Source organism: Pedobacter namyangjuensis (assembly GCF_003313325.1).
In the GTDB taxonomy this organism is placed as follows: Bacteria; Bacteroidota; Bacteroidia; order Sphingobacteriales; family Sphingobacteriaceae; genus Pedobacter; species Pedobacter namyangjuensis.
Genome location: NZ_QMHQ01000003.1, coordinates 494,606 through 510,141 on the forward strand (window position 1 = coordinate 494,606; position 15,536 = coordinate 510,141).

The following is a 15,536-nucleotide window of genomic DNA, read 5'->3' on the forward strand; positions in this document are numbered from 1 at the left end:
TGCTGGGCAGATAATAATTTGCTATAATTTTCTATTTTTACCTTTACCTATTTTTTGTTTAATGAAGAGACTTAAACTGTTGCTTCTACTCTTGCTTTGCTCGGGCATGGTAGCTAATGCGCAGAAATATTACGGTGTTGGCGAAATTCCGAACCCCAAACAACAAGGGCAAGATTACTTTGTTGCCAATCCTGATGGCGTTTTAAGCAACGCTGATACGCTAAATAACTTATTAATACGGCTTGAAAAAGAAACCAAGATAGAGTTTGCTATTGCGGTTGTTAAAGACTTTAAGGAAGACGAAAACGATTTCGATTTCGCGTTAAAGCTATTCAATTTATGGGGAATTGGGAAGAAAGACGCAGACAATGGTCTTTTGCTTTTTATAGCTACCGACAGAAGAAATTACCGTTTTATTTCTGGATATGGCACAGAAGGCTTACTACCTGATGTGGTTTTAAAACAAGTTGGGGAAAAATTTCTAGTACCTGCATTTAGAGAAGGTGATTACGACGGCGGTGTTTTAGATGCTACAAACGAGATATATAACATATTAACAAATCCAAAGAAACAAGCAGACATACAGTATTTAATTTCTGAAAGCGAACGTAAAGACAACGAATGGAAATTTAGCTTAGGTTATGCACTTGCAGTTTTGCTAGCCTTTTTAGGGATTTTTAAAATATTAAACTCACAGCTACCTAAACTAGTTAAAAAAGACAAATTTGCAGACAATGGTTACGACAAATTTGTGGGCATTGGTTGTGCTGTGCTCTTTTTCGGCTGTTTTTTATCCATATTTGTATTCGCATTTATTACTGGTTTCGGTTGGCTAGAGAAAATTAGGTTAACAGATATTCCAATTATTTTATTTGTTACCCTATCCATCGCACTATTTTTTAGATACATCAGTTCTATTAGCCGATTAAGAAAATTCCACCAGGATGATGAGAACTTTTTAAAGGCAACCAATAAATTTAACCAAAGAAACTTTTGGACGATATTATTCTCGCCATTAATACTCATTCCACTCATTAACCAAATAATTAAAAGTAGGAAAAGTGAGCCACGCTTTACTCCGTTAAAAGATAGCCACGGAAATGACATGGTAAGGGTGGATCGAGATATTAATTTCGAAGGCAAACCGTTTTTAGATCCGGGTCAGCGTGAAGAAGAACTTATAAAAGTTTATGACTACGACATTTGGGAAAGCACCGACAAAGAGGAAATAAGTATTAAAGCCTGGCCTGCAGAAAATTACGACGATTATACAGAGTGTCCTACTTGCAACTATAAAACCTTCAGCAAGCCAATACAGCAAACCATAAGAGCTGCAACATATAGTTCTACCGGAGAGGCAAAAGAAATTAAAGAGTGTAAGTTCTGCGATTATGAGGAATTTATAAGAAATATTACGCTGGCCAAGTTGGTAAAGTCAAGCTCTTCTAGCTCTTCTTCGTCTGGCGGAGGCTCTTCTTCAAGCAGTAGCGGCAGTTTTGGCGGCGGCCGAAGCGGTGGTGGTGGTGCCGGTGGTAGCTGGTAACTTGTAAAACAAAAAGTTTATTTCTTAGTTATTTTAAAAATTGATGTAATGGAGCGTATGCATTTTATACCTTTGTGCCGTTAACACTCCCTACATCTTTTAAGATGTTGAGCATTAAAAATCGTTAATGCTTATTATAAATAATTATGATGATAAAATTTTTTACTACCCTTGCCTTTTTATTTTTTGCTGCAGTTGGCCTACATGCACAAGATATGTACAAGGTTACTGCCGACAAACTTAATGTTAGAGCTACAAACGACAAACAGAGCAAAATTATTGGTTTCGTGCCTCAAAACGAGAACGTAATGGTGCTAGACTCTAGCAATGCCAAGTACTTTAAAATTAAAGTTAGCAATGGCGAAGGTTGGGTAAGTAGCGAATTTTTAACTAGAATTTCTAAAGCTCCGGCGAAACCGAATGCTACTGTTGCGACAAAAACAACTTCACCTGTTACATCATCTACTAACAATAAGCAGCTTATCTTTTTTGTAGTTGCTGGCTTAGTAATGGCTATAGCTTTGTATTTAATTTTTAAATATCTGGGCAATCATAAGTTTTTAGGTGCATTTTCGGCTATTGGCTTATTGGCTATTTGCTACATGAGCTATGTCTCTTTTATTAAACAACACCATGTAAGTGGTTTATTTACCAGCGATAGCGATACGCAATACCAAACGTTCAACTTTAAAGGAAAAGATTCTGTAGTAGTAAAAGATGTTTATGCCGATTCTGTTTTTACTGCACATTATACAATAGATGGCGATGTGATTAAGCTTAAACAACAAGAGAACATTATTTTACTAATTATCAGAGATGAAAAAACCTTAATTGGCGAAGGTTTTACTAGAGGCATTTTTAATAAGAATTAGATAAAATATATTTTCCAATATAGGCGAACAAAACAACTGCTCCTACCAACGGCTCTACTACTCTTCGAGATTTGCAATCTCGAAGCCTTACCGTATTAACAAGTTCCAAATACAAACTGTAACAGCAACAATAAAATCAGTTTAAATTTAATTGATGAAAAAAGCGTTATACATCCTTTTCTTCTTATTTTTCACATTATTAAATGCATCTAGGGCTTGCAACTGCTCAATTCTATCAACAGTAACTTACCAATACCAAACCGCTGATTTTGTAGCTTCCATAAAAATTTTAAAAAACTATAAAAACACTCCGGAAAGTAATGAATACTACAAATCTGACATAGAAATAATTGAACTTTATAAAGGAAAAAAGGTAAAACGCATTTCTGTACTTGGAAGCAACGGAAACAATATGTACAATTCATGTGGCACATTTATTAACGTTGGAGAAATAAGACTGATTTTTGGCAACCTTGAAAAAGATGGTTCGATTTCAACTTATCTTTGCACATCATATTACAAGCCTTTAAGTGTGGGATACGAGGATAATAAAGTAGCTCAAAAACTTAGGCTACTTAAAGCTGCAGCAAAAAACCACCGAATTAGTGTCTCTAACGACGCTGCGTTATACCCTTATGATTTCAAACAAATTTACGATCCGGAACTCGCAAATAATTACAGTATTGTAAAAGTAAAACTAGACCATGAAGGCAAACCTTTGCATATAAAGTGCCTAACTAAAGAACAACAGAAACTGATAAAGCACTATAAGACGTATTTTACGAATGAGGTAGATTGGAAGGGCCGATTAAATCGAATAAAGGTAAAATCGGGGAAAGGAATCACATTGTTTTTTGAGATCAATCCTTATACGAATACCAAACCTAATAACTAGTCGAACCGCAATATTTTGGCTACAAATCTGGAACAGCACCAATATCAATCTAACACAGGCTTTACAAAACTCAAGGAATTTTAAATTGTTATTTATTAACGTATTATTAAAATTCTTTTATGAAAACTAGAATGATTTGGGCTAATTTGGCGGTGGCCGATTTAGAAAGAACAACTAAATTTTATACAGCATTGGGATTTGAGGCTAATGGATCAAATGAATCGGATGAGTTGGTAAGTTTTGCTTTCGGAAATGATAATTTTATCATAAATTTCTTTACAGAAAGCCGTTTAAAAGCTGGCACCCACATGGAGATAGCTGATTTAAAGTTAGGTAATGAAGTTATATTTTCGTTATCTGCCGATAGCAGAACAGAGGTTGACGATTGGACGAAAATCGTAACAGATGCTGGTGGCACTGTATTTTCAGGACCAGAGGATTTCCAAAAGGGATATACATTTGGTTTTTCAGATCCGGATGGTCATAAATTTAACTTTTTGTACTGGCCGGGAATGTAATTGGCCTTAGAAAATCGAGCCGGTTATCTCCTATCTTTTGAACCACACCGTGTTGTTATTTTTTAGCACAACTGCAAATTAATAAACCCGGTTGCAGCGAACACGAAGCTGAGGAACGAAGCAAGTAAAGCGAAAAACGGGACTGGCGTTAAAAAGAGCTTTGTATTTGCTTTTCGAACTAAAAAAAGCTGAAAGTTAAAAGCGAAACGCACAAAGCTATTTTGACTTATTTGCGATAAGCAATTTGCAATAAGTGTTACTATTTTGACTATATCCTTAATTATCAGCAACATTTATTAAAAAAATCTTTTCTTTTAAAAAAGAAATTTCTACCTTTGCAGTCCCTAAATAGGGAACAAAGGAGATATTTAATTAATGGCTAAAAAACAAGTAGCAGAAAAAGAACTAGAGGCTAAAAAAGCCGAACTACAAGGTGCAGACGCTCGTCTGACCGAGAAAGAAACAATTGAGTCAGAAGCTGATTCGGTTTCTATCGAACAAATCAAGTCATCTTTAGCAACACCAGATCAAGATTTTGATTGGGATGCAGATGATAAAGTATTTGGTAACTACAATGATGCAGACCGTAAAAAGTTTGAAGAAATGTACACCGATACTTTCAACCAAATCACTCAAGGCGAGATCATTAGTGGTATCGTTGTATCTATCAACAACAAAGACGTTGTATTAAATGTTGGCTTTAAATCTGACGGTTTAGTATCTACATCTGAGTTTAGAGATACGCCTGATTTGAAAATTGGCGATTCAGTGGATGTTTTCGTAGAAGCTCCAGAGGATGCGAATGGTCAGTTGATTTTATCTCGTAAGAGAGCAAAAACACAACGTTCATGGGAAACTATTAACGCTGCCTTAGACAATGACACGATCATTAATGGTTTTGTGAAGAGCCGTACTAAAGGTGGTTTAATTGTTGACATTATGGGTGTTGAGGCATTCTTGCCAGGTTCTCAAATTGATATCAAACCTATCCGTGATTACGATGTTTACGTTGGTAAAACAATGGAATTCAAAGTTGTAAAAATCAACCACGAATTTAAAAACGTTGTAGTTTCACACAAAATCTTAATTGAAGACGATTTAGAGTCGCAAAAAGTTGAAATCGTTTCTAAATTAGAAAAAGGACAAGTATTAGAAGGTACTGTTAAAAACATTACTGACTTTGGTGTGTTCATCGATTTAGGCGGTGTAGACGGTTTATTGCACATTACTGATATTTCTTGGGGCCGCATAGAGCATCCAAAAGAAGTATTATCATTAGACGAGAAAATCAACGTTGTTGTTTTAGACTTTGATGATGAGAAAAAACGTATTGCATTAGGCTTAAAACAATTAACTCCTCACCCTTGGGAGAATTTAGATGCTAACTTAGCTGTTGGCTCTAAAGTAAAAGGTAAAATTGTTACTGTAGCAGATTACGGTGCTTTCTTAGAAATCATTCCAGGTGTTGAAGGTTTAATCCACGTTTCAGAAATGAGCTGGTCACAAAACTTACGTTCACCTCAAGAGTTCTTGAAAGTTGGCGATGAAATCGAGGCTGAAGTTTTAACTTTAGACAGAGACGAGCGCAAAATGAGCTTAGGTATCAAACAATTAACTCAAGATCCTTGGCAAAACGTTGCTGAAAGATATCAAATTGGAAGCAAGCACCAAGCTGTTGTTAAAAACATGACTAACTTTGGTGTATTTGTTGAAATTGAAGAAGGAATTGACGGATTAATCCACATTTCTGATCTTTCTTGGAGCAAAAAAGTTAACCACCCTAACGAGTTTACTAAAGTTGGCGATACATTAGACGTTGTAGTTTTAGAACTTGATGTTGAAAACCGCAAATTATCTTTAGGTCACAAACAGTTAGAGGAAAACCCTTGGGATACTTTCGAAACTATCTTTACCCTTGATTCAGTTCATACAGGTACAGTAGTTAAAGTAACTGATAAAGGCGCTGTTATTTCTTTACCTTACGGTGTAGAAGGTTTCGTACCAACTAAGCACATGGCTAAAGAAGATGGTTCTGTAATCAAAGCTGAAGAAACTAATGAATTTAGAATCATTGAGTTTAACAAAGATGCTAAACGTATCGTTGTGTCTCACGCCCGTATCTGGGAAGAGGCTAAAGCTGAAGTTGCTGCTGAAGAAAGAGCTACTAAAAAGAAAGAAGCTAAAGCTTCTGTAAGCGCAGTTAAAAAAGTGAAAGATTCTGTAGAGAAATCTACATTAGGTGATCTTAGCGTTCTTGCTCAATTAAAAGAGCAAATGGAAGGCGAAGAAAAAAACAAAAAATAAGCTTTTTAAACGCTAATAAATTAAATCCCGGTAAGCAACGCTTATCGGGATTTTTTGTTTCACAGAACTCGTCATTGCGAGGCACGAAGCAATCTCATTCGCAAAGCTTATAAGAAAACGAATGCCATAGCTCATCGCTTACTCCTGCCCCGCTTTTCGCTTCAATCTTTTTGATAAGTAACTCTGCTAAAAGCACCTGCTTTTTAAGAGAACAAAACCCGAAGCTATTTTTTCTGTTTGCAAAACAAAAAGTATTTTCGCTACAATCGGGTTTACATTTTAAGTATGTACTATTTGCCAACATCACCCTTTCAAAGTTTTGTGTTTTGGCTTCTACCACCTCCAAATCCTTCTCCTAAAGGACAGGGAAACAAAGGAACTACGTTTGACTAACAGCTTTAGCAGGGTGAGGTTTATTTTTCCTACTTTTGAAAATCAAACTTATCCAAATATGAAGAAATTTATTTACTGCGCTGTACTTTTTGCTTTGAGCTTTAATCTTTCTGCTCAAGAAATAAATATTATTCCTAAACCAGTTGAGTTACGCGTGGGTAATCAAGAAGATGCTTTTATATTAACCAGTGAAACTGTAATTTACAGTCCAGATTCAGCGTTAAATTCTTCTGTATTATTTCTAACAGACTACCTCAAGACAAATTATGATCTAACACTTCAGGTTAAAACAAAGCTAGATACAAATGATAAAAGCAGAATTGCATTGTACCTAACAAAGCCATCTAATGGTGAACCTGCCTTTGACTATTATTCTACGTATTACCTGCAAAGCTTCAAAGGTTCGGTTAATATTACTTCTCACAGTGCCGAGTTGATTTTCAACGGCATACAAACTTTAATACAACTTTTACCAACCGAAAAAAGCAATCATTTAAAAGTTCCTTCGGTTATGATTAATGATTACGCCCGCTTCGCCTATCGAGGCATGCACTTAGATGTAAGTCGCCATTTTTTTGATGTAGCAACCGTAAAAAAATACATCGATTATCTCGCCCTGCATAAGATGAACTATTTCCATTGGCATTTAACAGATGACCATGGTTGGAGAATAGAAATAAAAAAGTATCCTAAACTTACAGAAATTGGCGCTTGGCGTAATGGTAGTATTATAGGTTTGTGGCCAGGCAAAGGCAACGAACAAATAAAATATCAGGTATTACCAAACGACGTGAAAATAACACCTGCAAATGCGGTAATAAAAACAGATAACATAAAACATGGTGGTTTTTACACGCAGGAAGAAATAAAAGATGTAATCGATTATGCAGCTAAAAGATACGTTACCATTATTCCTGAAATAGAGATGCCAGCGCATAGCATGGCGGCTTTAGCGGCGTACCCAGAGTTTGGTACAGAACCCAATAAAAAATACAAAGTTGCAGAAACTTGGGGTATGATGAACAAATACAATAACGTATTTGCGCCTACTGAGAAAACATTTAAATTCTTGGAAGATATTTTAACCGAAGTGATGGATCTATTCCCCTCGCAATACATACACATTGGTGGAGATGAGGCTTCAAAAATTTGGTGGAGAAAGTCTGTGGCCACCCAACAAATGATGAAGGTAAACAACTTAAAAGACGAAAGTGCACTACAGAGCTATTTTTACATCGTATAGAGAAGTTTGTGAACAGCAAAGGCAAAACCATTATCGGTTGGGACGAAATTTTAGATGGTGGCCTTGCCCCTAACGCTGTAGTGATGAGCTGGCGAGGCGAAAAAGGTGGTATAGCAGCAGCAAAGGTGAAACAAAAAGTAATCATGACACCAGAAGAAAAGCTTTACCTAAACCATAAGCAGTTTATGAAAGATGATAGCTTAGCTGCTAATAAATTTTTGCCATTAGAGACGGTCTATAATTACGAACCTGTGCCAGCAGAGCTGAATGCCGAAGAAGCTAAATACATTTGGGGTGCACAAGGTAATTTATGGTCAGAATATATTGCAAACCCTGCCAAAATAGAATACATGCTTTTCCCGCGTATGGATGCACTTTCCGAAATTCTATGGTCGCCAAAAAATCAAAAAAATTATCCGGATTTTTTAAACCGGTTAAAGACACAGTTTAAACGCTATGATTTAATGGGAATTACCTACAGTAAAAGATATTTAGGGAATTAAAAAATGTTTTGAGATTTAAGTTTTCAATGATATATTTAGATATTAAATAACGCTTTCTAAAATGGAAAATCAAGAACTTAATTTGTGCGCTTGCTGCACGAATACCTACCAACCTGTAGACACCTTTTGCACTAATTGTGGTTATCCCCTGCAAGGTAACGAAGATGCGCAAAGAAATCATATTGCAAATAGATCAATAAAAGAAGTAGATCTAATAGAATTAGATAAGAAAGTTAAAGCAGCAAGTCAATCTTTGTATTGGATTGCGGGAATTATGGCATTTTCTAGTTTAATAAGTTATTTTACATTAGCTGAAAATGATGACATTACTGTATTTCTTATAACTACAGTAATTTTAGTCGGCGCATTCTTAGCTTTTGCAGTCTGGAGTAAAACAAAACCAGTTACAGCTCTAATATCTGGACTATCATTATACATTATCGTTCAGCTTCTAAATTTGATGGTAGATCCTACTTCTATACTAAAAGGCATAATTTTTAAAATCCTAATTATTGGCTATTTGGTTAAAGGTATTATGGCAGTGTTGGAAAGCGAAAAGATAAAAAAAGAGCTATTTATCAAATAATTGGAGCTTCGAGAAAACGAACTCATTTTATGCACGAATTGCAAAAATGAGTTAACAGGCAAAAGTAATTTTTGTAATCACTGCGGACAAGCAAGAAACCATTCAGAGATTGCATCTCAACCAGATAAAAAGCAAAACCTACACCAAATAGCAGCTTTTTTTGGAATTGAGTTAATTATTTGTCTTTCAGCTTTACTAATAGAAAATCATAGTCTAACCTTAACTTTATTTTACGATGGCTTAATGGCTATAATAGCTATTTGCTTTTTTAGTATCAACTGGCAAGAAAACAAATTGATATTAAAATGGCCAAATTTTTCTTTAAAAAACATAGCCGGACTTGTAATCGCGACAATCTTGGCATCGCTAATAGTGCAATTTTTGGTAGCGAATTTAAATCAACTAGTGTTTAAAGAAAATTCATCATTCTATTTAAATTATATTTTTCATCCCTATGGAAAATCTATTATGATTGTGTCCATTGCACTGTTTCCGGCCTTGTTTGAAGAACTTGCCTACAGAGGTTTTTTAATGGAGCGTTTGCTAAAAGTAGTAGACGAAAAAGAAACAATTTATATCACTTCTATTTTATTCTTTTTCATTCATCTGAGTATATTTTCCTTCTTTTGGATGTTACCTCTAGGTCTGATACTTGCTTATGTAAGAATTAAAACAAAGACAATTTGGTACGGGGTAATTATGCATTTCTTTTTCAATTTAACAGCTTGCCTATTCGAAATTTACAATTACGGAGATCTGTTCTAATATGCTAATTTATGTGCTACCCGAATTTGAAAAGCACCTGGTGTAACGCCCACAATCTTTTTAAACGCTCTAATAAAATAATTCGCATCAGTAAAGCCTAGCTCGTAACTGATAGACGCGATTTTATTTTCAGGCTTAGCTAATAATTCTTTTGCTTTATCCATCTTTGCAGCCAAAATATACTCATTCGGACTAATACCTAACTCACGCTTAAACAATCTGTAAAAGGTAGCCTTACTCATGCAGGCTTTGTTGCTCAAACTGTCAATACTTATTTTTTCGTTTAGATTCGCTTTAATGTATCCTATTACGTAAGCAAGAGGGTTTTGATTTAAAGTCGCAAAATCATCGTTAACCAATTTTAAATTCTGACTTTGCATAATTCTAATCAACAATTCTTTCAAAGTTAAATCTGCTAACACATCTTTTTCTCTAGAGGGCTCGGCGCAAACCTTAATAATTTTGTTAATCAATTGTGCTATCTCCTCGTTATTATAGAAGTGATACTCATCGTAATTTAAGATCCATTTACTATTAGCATCTTCTTTCGGAAAAAATTCATTTAAATAGCCTAAAGTTTGGTTAATTTGCTGTTGGTCTATAGCCAAAGCAATGCACTGCGCTGGGTTCGTATCACTAGCTTCGGGAAAATCTATTTTCATGGTAACATCCGCCGGTACAATAACCGTTTGCCCAGGTAAATAATCAAACCCTTGTTTATCGAACAAATGCATCACTTTTTTTCCTCTAAGCATACTGGTAACAACAAAATCGTTAAATGTTAAAGGCACTTGGTAAGAACTTGCATAGGTTTCGAAAACATTTAGTTCGCAATGCGCCAAAGTGTAAGCTGTCCTGTTTTCTACTAGTGTTTGCAAAGTTTTTGGAGCGCTTAAACTTATAGAGTTCAATATATGTTGCATCATTAATATAATTTGGTTTGCTATTAACGTACTATATCAAATATAACTTTATTTCGTAAAGGTTACAATTGCTGCAACGATAATGCTACTTGTTGCAACAATTATACTATCTAACATATCTGCTTTGCATTAGGTTTGTAATAACCAAATCTTAATAAAATGGAAAATTTAGTAAAAAGACCAGAATTCAAATCTCATTATGATAATTACATCAACGGAGAATTTGTAGCACCTATTAATGGTAAATATTTCGATAACATCTCTCCTATTGATGGAAAAGTATTTACAAAAGCAGCGCATTCATCAAAAGAAGATTTAGAATTAGCGGTAAACGCGGCACACGAAGCCTTTAAAACTTGGAGCAAAACTTCAGCTACAGAAAGAAGTATCATCCTTAATAAAATAGCACAGCGTATTGAAGACAATTTAGAATACCTTGCAACCGTAGAAACTATTGATAATGGCAAAGCTATTAGGGAAACACTAAATGCCGACATTCCGCTTGGTGTTGATCACTTCAGGTATTTTGCAGGAGTTATCCGTGCAGAAGAAGGTTCGGTAACCGAATTAGATGAAAATACTGTTTCACTGATTGTCCACGAACCAATTGGCGTTGTAGCTCAAATTATTCCTTGGAATTTTCCGTTACTAATGGCAATTTGGAAACTTGCACCAGCTTTAGCTGCCGGCAACTGTGTGGTTTTAAAACCTGCAGAAAGCACACCTACTTCAATATTGGTGCTAATTGAATTAATTGGCGACTTACTGCCTCCTGGAGTTGTAAATATTGTAAACGGTTTTGGCGCAGAGCTAGGTAGGCACTTAGTTACCAATCCAAAAGTGGCTAAGGCTGCTTTTACGGGCTCTACCCCTACAGGTCGATTGGTAATGCAATATGCTACAGAAAACATTATTCCAGTAACTTTAGAACTTGGTGGCAAATCGCCTAATATATTCTTTAGCTCTGTAATGGACGAAGATGATGCATTTTTAGATAAAGCCATTGAAGGGGCTGTTTTATTTGCTTTCAACCAGGGGGAGATTTGCACTGCTCCATCAAGATTATTAATACAAGAGGATATTTACGAAAAGTTTATTGCCAAAGTAATCGAGAGAACTGAAGCTATAAAGGTTGGTAGTCCTCTAGATAAAACAGTAATGATGGGCGCACAAGCTTCAAAAATTCAGTACGACAAAATTGCTTCCTATATTAAATTAGGAAAAGAAGAGGGTGCAGAAGTATTAACTGGTGGCGATGTAAATAAATTAGAAGGCGATTTAGCTGAGGGCTACTACATAAAACCAACATTATTTAAAGGCCATAATAAAATGCGCATATTCCAAGAAGAGATTTTTGGTCCGGTGTTGGCAGTTACTACTTTTAAAACCGTAGAAGAAGCTATCGAAATTGCCAACGACACGCTTTATGGTTTAGGTGCAGGCGTTTGGACTAGAGATGCACATCAGCTTTATCAAGTACCACGTGCTATACAAGCTGGCCGAGTTTGGGTAAACCAATACCATGCCTACCCTGCCGGAGCTCCATTTGGAGGCTATAAACAATCTGGTGTTGGTAGAGAAAATCATAAAATGATGTTAGGTCATTATCGCCAAACCAAAAACATGCTTATTTCATACGATAAAAATAAATTAGGTTTCTTCTAATCCAGGCCTATTTTCACTTTGGGCGTAGTCGGAGGATTAAGCAAAAGTCTTAGATTACGCTCAAACTGACATTAATCCTAAAGCATCAATATTATTAAGTAAAACCTTTAACGTTAAATAATCAACAAATATAAACGATGATAAAGAGATTAGATGCAACGGAAAAAGCTATCGATTTAATTAAAAAATTAAAAGAATTACATGGCGAATTAATGTTTTACCAAGCTGGTGGATGTTGCGAAGGAACACAGCCACAATGTTTTGAAAAAGGCGGTTACTATTTACGTATGAACGATGTTTGTATAGGCGAAATTGATGGTAGCGAGTTTTGGGTCGATAAGGATTTATTCGAATATTGGAAGTATTCTCATTTTAAATTAGATGTTCTTGATGGTTTTGGCGTGGGTGGTTTTTCATTAGAAACACCTTTGGGAAAAACATTTAAAATACATTACACGCTTTTTACTGCTGAGGAACTAGAGAACCTGACGCCGATTAAAAGAGAGGGAGAATAATTCAATTGCTCAAATCAAATATCTTTTTATATCTTTTCTCACATTCCGTAAATTAATGCAATATTTGAGCTGATTTTATCAAGATGAGAAAAGTATTTGCCATTATCTGCACCTTAATTACCTTATACGCAATTAAAGAAACTGTTATAATTTTTATAAGCGATAACGCTGAGGTTATTGCTAAAAGACCAATTTTAATTGTAATTGCTTTAAGCATAACATTACCGCTTGTATTTTTATCGCTTTGGTTATGGAAACCAAAGAACAGAAATCTACCAAATTCGTAAAATGCCTTTAACCGACGAGCAAATAAAAACACTAGCCCAACAATTGAGCAAGCCGAACGGCGAGCATGGAATTAGCGTGGCAAATATGATGCACGACAGCAATATAGGGATGACTAGAAGTACCTATAGTACTTTAAATTTGACTGATGAAGATAGTGTTTTAGAACTTGGACACGGTAATGGCAAACATGTACATGAAGTTTTAGGCGGAGGAAAAAACTTAACTTATACAGGGTTAGAAATTTCTGATTTGATGAAATTGGAAGCCGAGTCTCAAATGTTGCAACGTGTTTCATTTGTTTTGTATGACGGTGTAATCATCCCTTTTCAAGAAAATAGCTTTACAAAAGCAATGACGGTAAACACGATTTACTTTTGGCGAGAACCTGTAAAATTATTAAACGAAATCTACCGGGTTTTAAAAACTGATGGATTATTAGCTATAGCCTTTGCTCATAAGCAATTTATGGAAACTCTTCCTTTTACAAAATATGGCTTTAATCTTTATGATGATGAAAAGCTCGCTAGTTTGGTAACACAAACGGCTTTTAAATTAGTTTCTACTACACATCACAAAGAGCAAGTCCGTAGCAAAACTGATGAATTGGTAGAGAGGACTTATTCGGTTATGCTATTGCAAAAGTAAAACTCTTTAAAATTTAGTCCAAAAATTTCTCTTTTAAAGCTGGCGTTGGTACCCAGCAACTTTCTTGCTTGCCGTACCATTTGTACCGATTTTTTGCAATGTAGTTGTAAACTGCATCTCTAATAAATCTTGGCACTATAATAAAACCATAAAGCAAAGGCCATAAACCGTTTAACTTTTTAGCAACACGCAAAGCCGCTGTTGAGCGTTGGTGAATTTTTCCATTTTCTAGCAGGATAAAACTATCACCTTTGGCAGGTTCGATATTAAAGGGAGCAAGCTTTTCTGTAGCATAATCACTTTGTAAGGATGCGAAGCGGAATAAATTATTTTTATCCCTTTCAATAGTAAACTGTACCGCAGCATTACAGAGATTACAAACGCCATCAAAAAAAATTACTGGTTGCATACACAAATATAATGTTTTAAGAAGCCTACATTAGCCGATGAAAAACAGCATTTTGCAATATAATTTTTAAACGAAACGCTTTATAATACGTAATTTGTGTGTGTATTTGCCCAGTTCTGCATTGTAAATACCTTGATCGTCAATCGCGTCAATTCTAACTTTTCCTGCAGAATGGATAATGGTGTCGTTACTTAACATCATACCTACATGTGTAATTTTACCATTTTCATTATCGAAAAACGCTAAGTCTCCGAGCTGTGCAGATGCTAAAAAATCAACTAAAACACCGTCCTCAGCTTGTTGCGAAGCATCTCTTCTAAGAACAATTCCATTTAATTTATAAACGGTTTGCACAAAGCCAGAGCAATCTATACCAAACAAAGTTCTCCCCCCCCACAAATACGGAGTGTTTTCGAAAAATTTAGCTGTTGCCTCTACGTTACTTTTAAAATTTAAGCCATTGGGCACTACAGGAGTTGAAGTCACCTCAAATTTTTCATCCCCTATAAAACAAAAACCATCTCTATAGTAAGGCAAAGTACATCCCGGACTAAGATAATATTTTGTTCCATTACTAGCAATCAGCGTGTTATCTAGTTGCAGTGGTGTTAAATACTGGTAGGCTTGTTCATCGTTATATTGCACGTCAGCAATTATCTGCAATTGCTTGTAATCCATCCAACCTTCATAATTATCGTGCAGAGTTTTCACTAAGCACCATTTTTCTGTCTTCTCCAGCACTTCAACTCTATCTCCAAATAATAACTGAGAAACAATTTCGCTTCTATCCGATGGTTCTTTTCTTAATGGCGCTATGGCAAGCTTGCAAAGGTGGTAGTTTTTCATTACAAAAATATATGCGATAAAAATAGCGAATAAGGCTCATATGCAAACATTTATATTATTTATTTTGTTGTATTCTATATTAATCTAAATGCTTGAGCCATGAATTACAAAAGAATTTTAATTGCCGTAGATAATAGTATTTGTGCTGAAAAAGCTGCAATCTCTGGATATAGCCTAGCTTCAAAATTTGATGCGGAAGTTGCACTGGTAAATATTATCGAACCCGCACCTGCTACGGTAAATCCTGATTTTACCTTAGCACCTGTGTTTATGGAAGTGTACGATAATAGTGAAGAGAATAGTCACCTATTATTGAAAGAAATAGAAACTAAACATAGCAAAGGTATACCGACGACCTATCTATCTGTTTTAGATACTGCGTCAAACGGAATTGTTAAACAGGCCGAAGAGTGGAATGCTGATTTGATTGTGATTGGAACACATGGTCGTAGTGGCTTATATCATTTTTTAATGGGGAGCGTTGCAGAACACGTGGCAAGAAAAGCTGCCTGCCCTGTTTTGATTATTCCTAATAAGGATGAAGATTGAACGAACAAGGATGAAAGAACAAAGAACAAGGATAAAAGAGCAAGGATAAAAGATCAAAGAACAAGGAATAAAGA

15 protein-coding genes and 1 pseudogene are annotated in these 15,536 nt (G+C 35.4%); 13 read left to right on the top strand and 3 right to left on the bottom strand.

The annotated features are described in order from the left end of the window. Window positions 1-61 precede the first annotated feature (61 nt). The 8 genes and pseudogenes from DUT69_RS13955 (at window position 62) to DUT69_RS19295 (ending at window position 9,622) form a co-directional block, all read left to right on the top strand. Window positions 62-1,543, top strand: coding sequence for a TPM domain-containing protein (locus tag DUT69_RS13955; protein ID WP_113653859.1), 1,482 nt, complete (start codon window positions 62-64; stop codon window positions 1,541-1,543). Window positions 1,544-1,689: 146 nt separating this feature from the next. Then, window positions 1,690-2,415, top strand: a complete 726-nt coding sequence (locus DUT69_RS13960; RefSeq protein WP_113653860.1) for an SH3 domain-containing protein — start codon at window positions 1,690-1,692, stop codon at window positions 2,413-2,415. Between the two features lie 154 nt (window positions 2,416-2,569). Then, window positions 2,570-3,310 carry a hypothetical protein gene (locus tag DUT69_RS13965; RefSeq protein WP_113653861.1) on the top strand — a complete coding sequence of 247 codons (741 nt, stop codon included), beginning with the start codon at window positions 2,570-2,572 and terminating at the stop codon, window positions 3,308-3,310. A 119-nt stretch (window positions 3,311-3,429) separates the two neighbouring features. Beyond that, window positions 3,430-3,828, top strand: a complete 399-nt coding sequence (locus DUT69_RS13970; protein WP_113653862.1) for a VOC family protein — start codon at window positions 3,430-3,432, stop codon at window positions 3,826-3,828. Between the two features lie 375 nt (window positions 3,829-4,203). Then, window positions 4,204-6,132 (top strand): 30S ribosomal protein S1, encoded by a 1,929-nt coding sequence (gene rpsA, locus DUT69_RS13975; RefSeq protein WP_113653863.1) that lies wholly within the window; start codon window positions 4,204-4,206, stop codon window positions 6,130-6,132. Between the two features lie 451 nt (window positions 6,133-6,583). After that, window positions 6,584-8,271: pseudogene (locus DUT69_RS13985) on the top strand (beta-N-acetylhexosaminidase). 61 nt (window positions 8,272-8,332) lie between these two features. Next, a complete protein-coding gene (locus DUT69_RS13990) occupies window positions 8,333-8,857 on the top strand; it encodes a zinc ribbon domain-containing protein (RefSeq protein WP_113653865.1) in 525 nt (174 codons plus the stop codon). Between the two features lie 357 nt (window positions 8,858-9,214). Continuing rightward, the gene (locus DUT69_RS19295; RefSeq protein WP_162796319.1) at window positions 9,215-9,622 is read left to right on the top strand and encodes a CPBP family intramembrane glutamic endopeptidase; all 408 of its coding nucleotides are present in this window, start codon (window positions 9,215-9,217) and stop codon (window positions 9,620-9,622) included. Here DUT69_RS19295 and DUT69_RS14000 read toward each other — a convergent pair. Continuing rightward, on the bottom strand, window positions 9,619-10,548 hold the full coding sequence (locus DUT69_RS14000; RefSeq protein ID WP_113653867.1) for an AraC family transcriptional regulator: 930 nt from the start codon (window positions 10,546-10,548) through the stop codon (window positions 9,619-9,621). The two genes, DUT69_RS19295 and DUT69_RS14000, sit on opposite strands and share 4 nt — an antisense overlap. A gap of 156 nt (window positions 10,549-10,704) precedes the next feature. On the opposite strand from DUT69_RS14000, the gene DUT69_RS14005 reads away from it, so the two are divergent. From DUT69_RS14005 to DUT69_RS14020, 4 genes are all read left to right on the top strand, one after another. After that, window positions 10,705-12,210: an aldehyde dehydrogenase family protein gene (locus DUT69_RS14005; protein ID WP_113653868.1), complete on the top strand. Its 1,506-nt coding sequence runs from the start codon at window positions 10,705-10,707 to the stop codon at window positions 12,208-12,210. Window positions 12,211-12,347: 137 nt separating this feature from the next. Next, on the top strand, window positions 12,348-12,725 hold the full coding sequence (locus DUT69_RS14010) for a DUF779 domain-containing protein (RefSeq protein ID WP_113653869.1): 378 nt from the start codon (window positions 12,348-12,350) through the stop codon (window positions 12,723-12,725). Between the two features lie 83 nt (window positions 12,726-12,808). Beyond that, the gene (locus tag DUT69_RS14015) at window positions 12,809-13,012 is read left to right on the top strand and encodes a hypothetical protein (RefSeq protein ID WP_113653870.1); all 204 of its coding nucleotides are present in this window, start codon (window positions 12,809-12,811) and stop codon (window positions 13,010-13,012) included. Between the two features lies 1 nt (window position 13,013). Next, window positions 13,014-13,658 carry a class I SAM-dependent methyltransferase gene (locus tag DUT69_RS14020; protein ID WP_113653871.1) on the top strand — a complete coding sequence of 215 codons (645 nt, stop codon included), beginning with the start codon at window positions 13,014-13,016 and terminating at the stop codon, window positions 13,656-13,658. Between the two features lie 13 nt (window positions 13,659-13,671). Here DUT69_RS14020 and DUT69_RS14025 read toward each other — a convergent pair whose 3' ends face one another. Next, window positions 13,672-14,067 carry a thiol-disulfide oxidoreductase DCC family protein gene (locus DUT69_RS14025; protein ID WP_113653872.1) on the bottom strand — a complete coding sequence of 132 codons (396 nt, stop codon included), beginning with the start codon at window positions 14,065-14,067 and terminating at the stop codon, window positions 13,672-13,674. Between the two features lie 66 nt (window positions 14,068-14,133). Beyond that, on the bottom strand, window positions 14,134-14,913 hold the full coding sequence (locus DUT69_RS14030; protein ID WP_113653873.1) for a C40 family peptidase: 780 nt from the start codon (window positions 14,911-14,913) through the stop codon (window positions 14,134-14,136). Window positions 14,914-15,012: 99 nt separating this feature from the next. Here DUT69_RS14030 and DUT69_RS14035 point away from each other — a divergent pair, with 99 nt between their 5' ends. Continuing rightward, window positions 15,013-15,462, top strand: coding sequence for a universal stress protein (locus DUT69_RS14035; protein WP_113653874.1), 450 nt, complete (start codon window positions 15,013-15,015; stop codon window positions 15,460-15,462). The last annotated feature ends 74 nt before the right edge of the window (window positions 15,463-15,536 follow it).

Coding starts and splice junctions, on each gene's coding strand:
- DUT69_RS13955 (WP_113653859.1), top strand. CDS start 62: ATGAAGAGACTTAAACTGTTGCTTCTACTCTTGCTTTGCTCGGGCATG.
- DUT69_RS13960 (WP_113653860.1), top strand. CDS start 1,690: ATGATGATAAAATTTTTTACTACCCTTGCCTTTTTATTTTTTGCTGCA.
- DUT69_RS13965 (WP_113653861.1), top strand. CDS start 2,570: ATGAAAAAAGCGTTATACATCCTTTTCTTCTTATTTTTCACATTATTA.
- DUT69_RS13970 (WP_113653862.1), top strand. CDS start 3,430: ATGAAAACTAGAATGATTTGGGCTAATTTGGCGGTGGCCGATTTAGAA.
- rpsA (WP_113653863.1), top strand. CDS start 4,204: ATGGCTAAAAAACAAGTAGCAGAAAAAGAACTAGAGGCTAAAAAAGCC.
- DUT69_RS13990 (WP_113653865.1), top strand. CDS start 8,333: ATGGAAAATCAAGAACTTAATTTGTGCGCTTGCTGCACGAATACCTAC.
- DUT69_RS14000 (WP_113653867.1), bottom strand. CDS start 10,548: ATGATGCAACATATATTGAACTCTATAAGTTTAAGCGCTCCAAAAACT.
- DUT69_RS14005 (WP_113653868.1), top strand. CDS start 10,705: ATGGAAAATTTAGTAAAAAGACCAGAATTCAAATCTCATTATGATAAT.
- DUT69_RS14010 (WP_113653869.1), top strand. CDS start 12,348: ATGATAAAGAGATTAGATGCAACGGAAAAAGCTATCGATTTAATTAAA.
- DUT69_RS14015 (WP_113653870.1), top strand. CDS start 12,809: ATGAGAAAAGTATTTGCCATTATCTGCACCTTAATTACCTTATACGCA.
- DUT69_RS14020 (WP_113653871.1), top strand. CDS start 13,014: ATGCCTTTAACCGACGAGCAAATAAAAACACTAGCCCAACAATTGAGC.
- DUT69_RS14025 (WP_113653872.1), bottom strand. CDS start 14,067: ATGCAACCAGTAATTTTTTTTGATGGCGTTTGTAATCTCTGTAATGCT.
- DUT69_RS14030 (WP_113653873.1), bottom strand. CDS start 14,913: ATGAAAAACTACCACCTTTGCAAGCTTGCCATAGCGCCATTAAGAAAA.
- DUT69_RS14035 (WP_113653874.1), top strand. CDS start 15,013: ATGAATTACAAAAGAATTTTAATTGCCGTAGATAATAGTATTTGTGCT.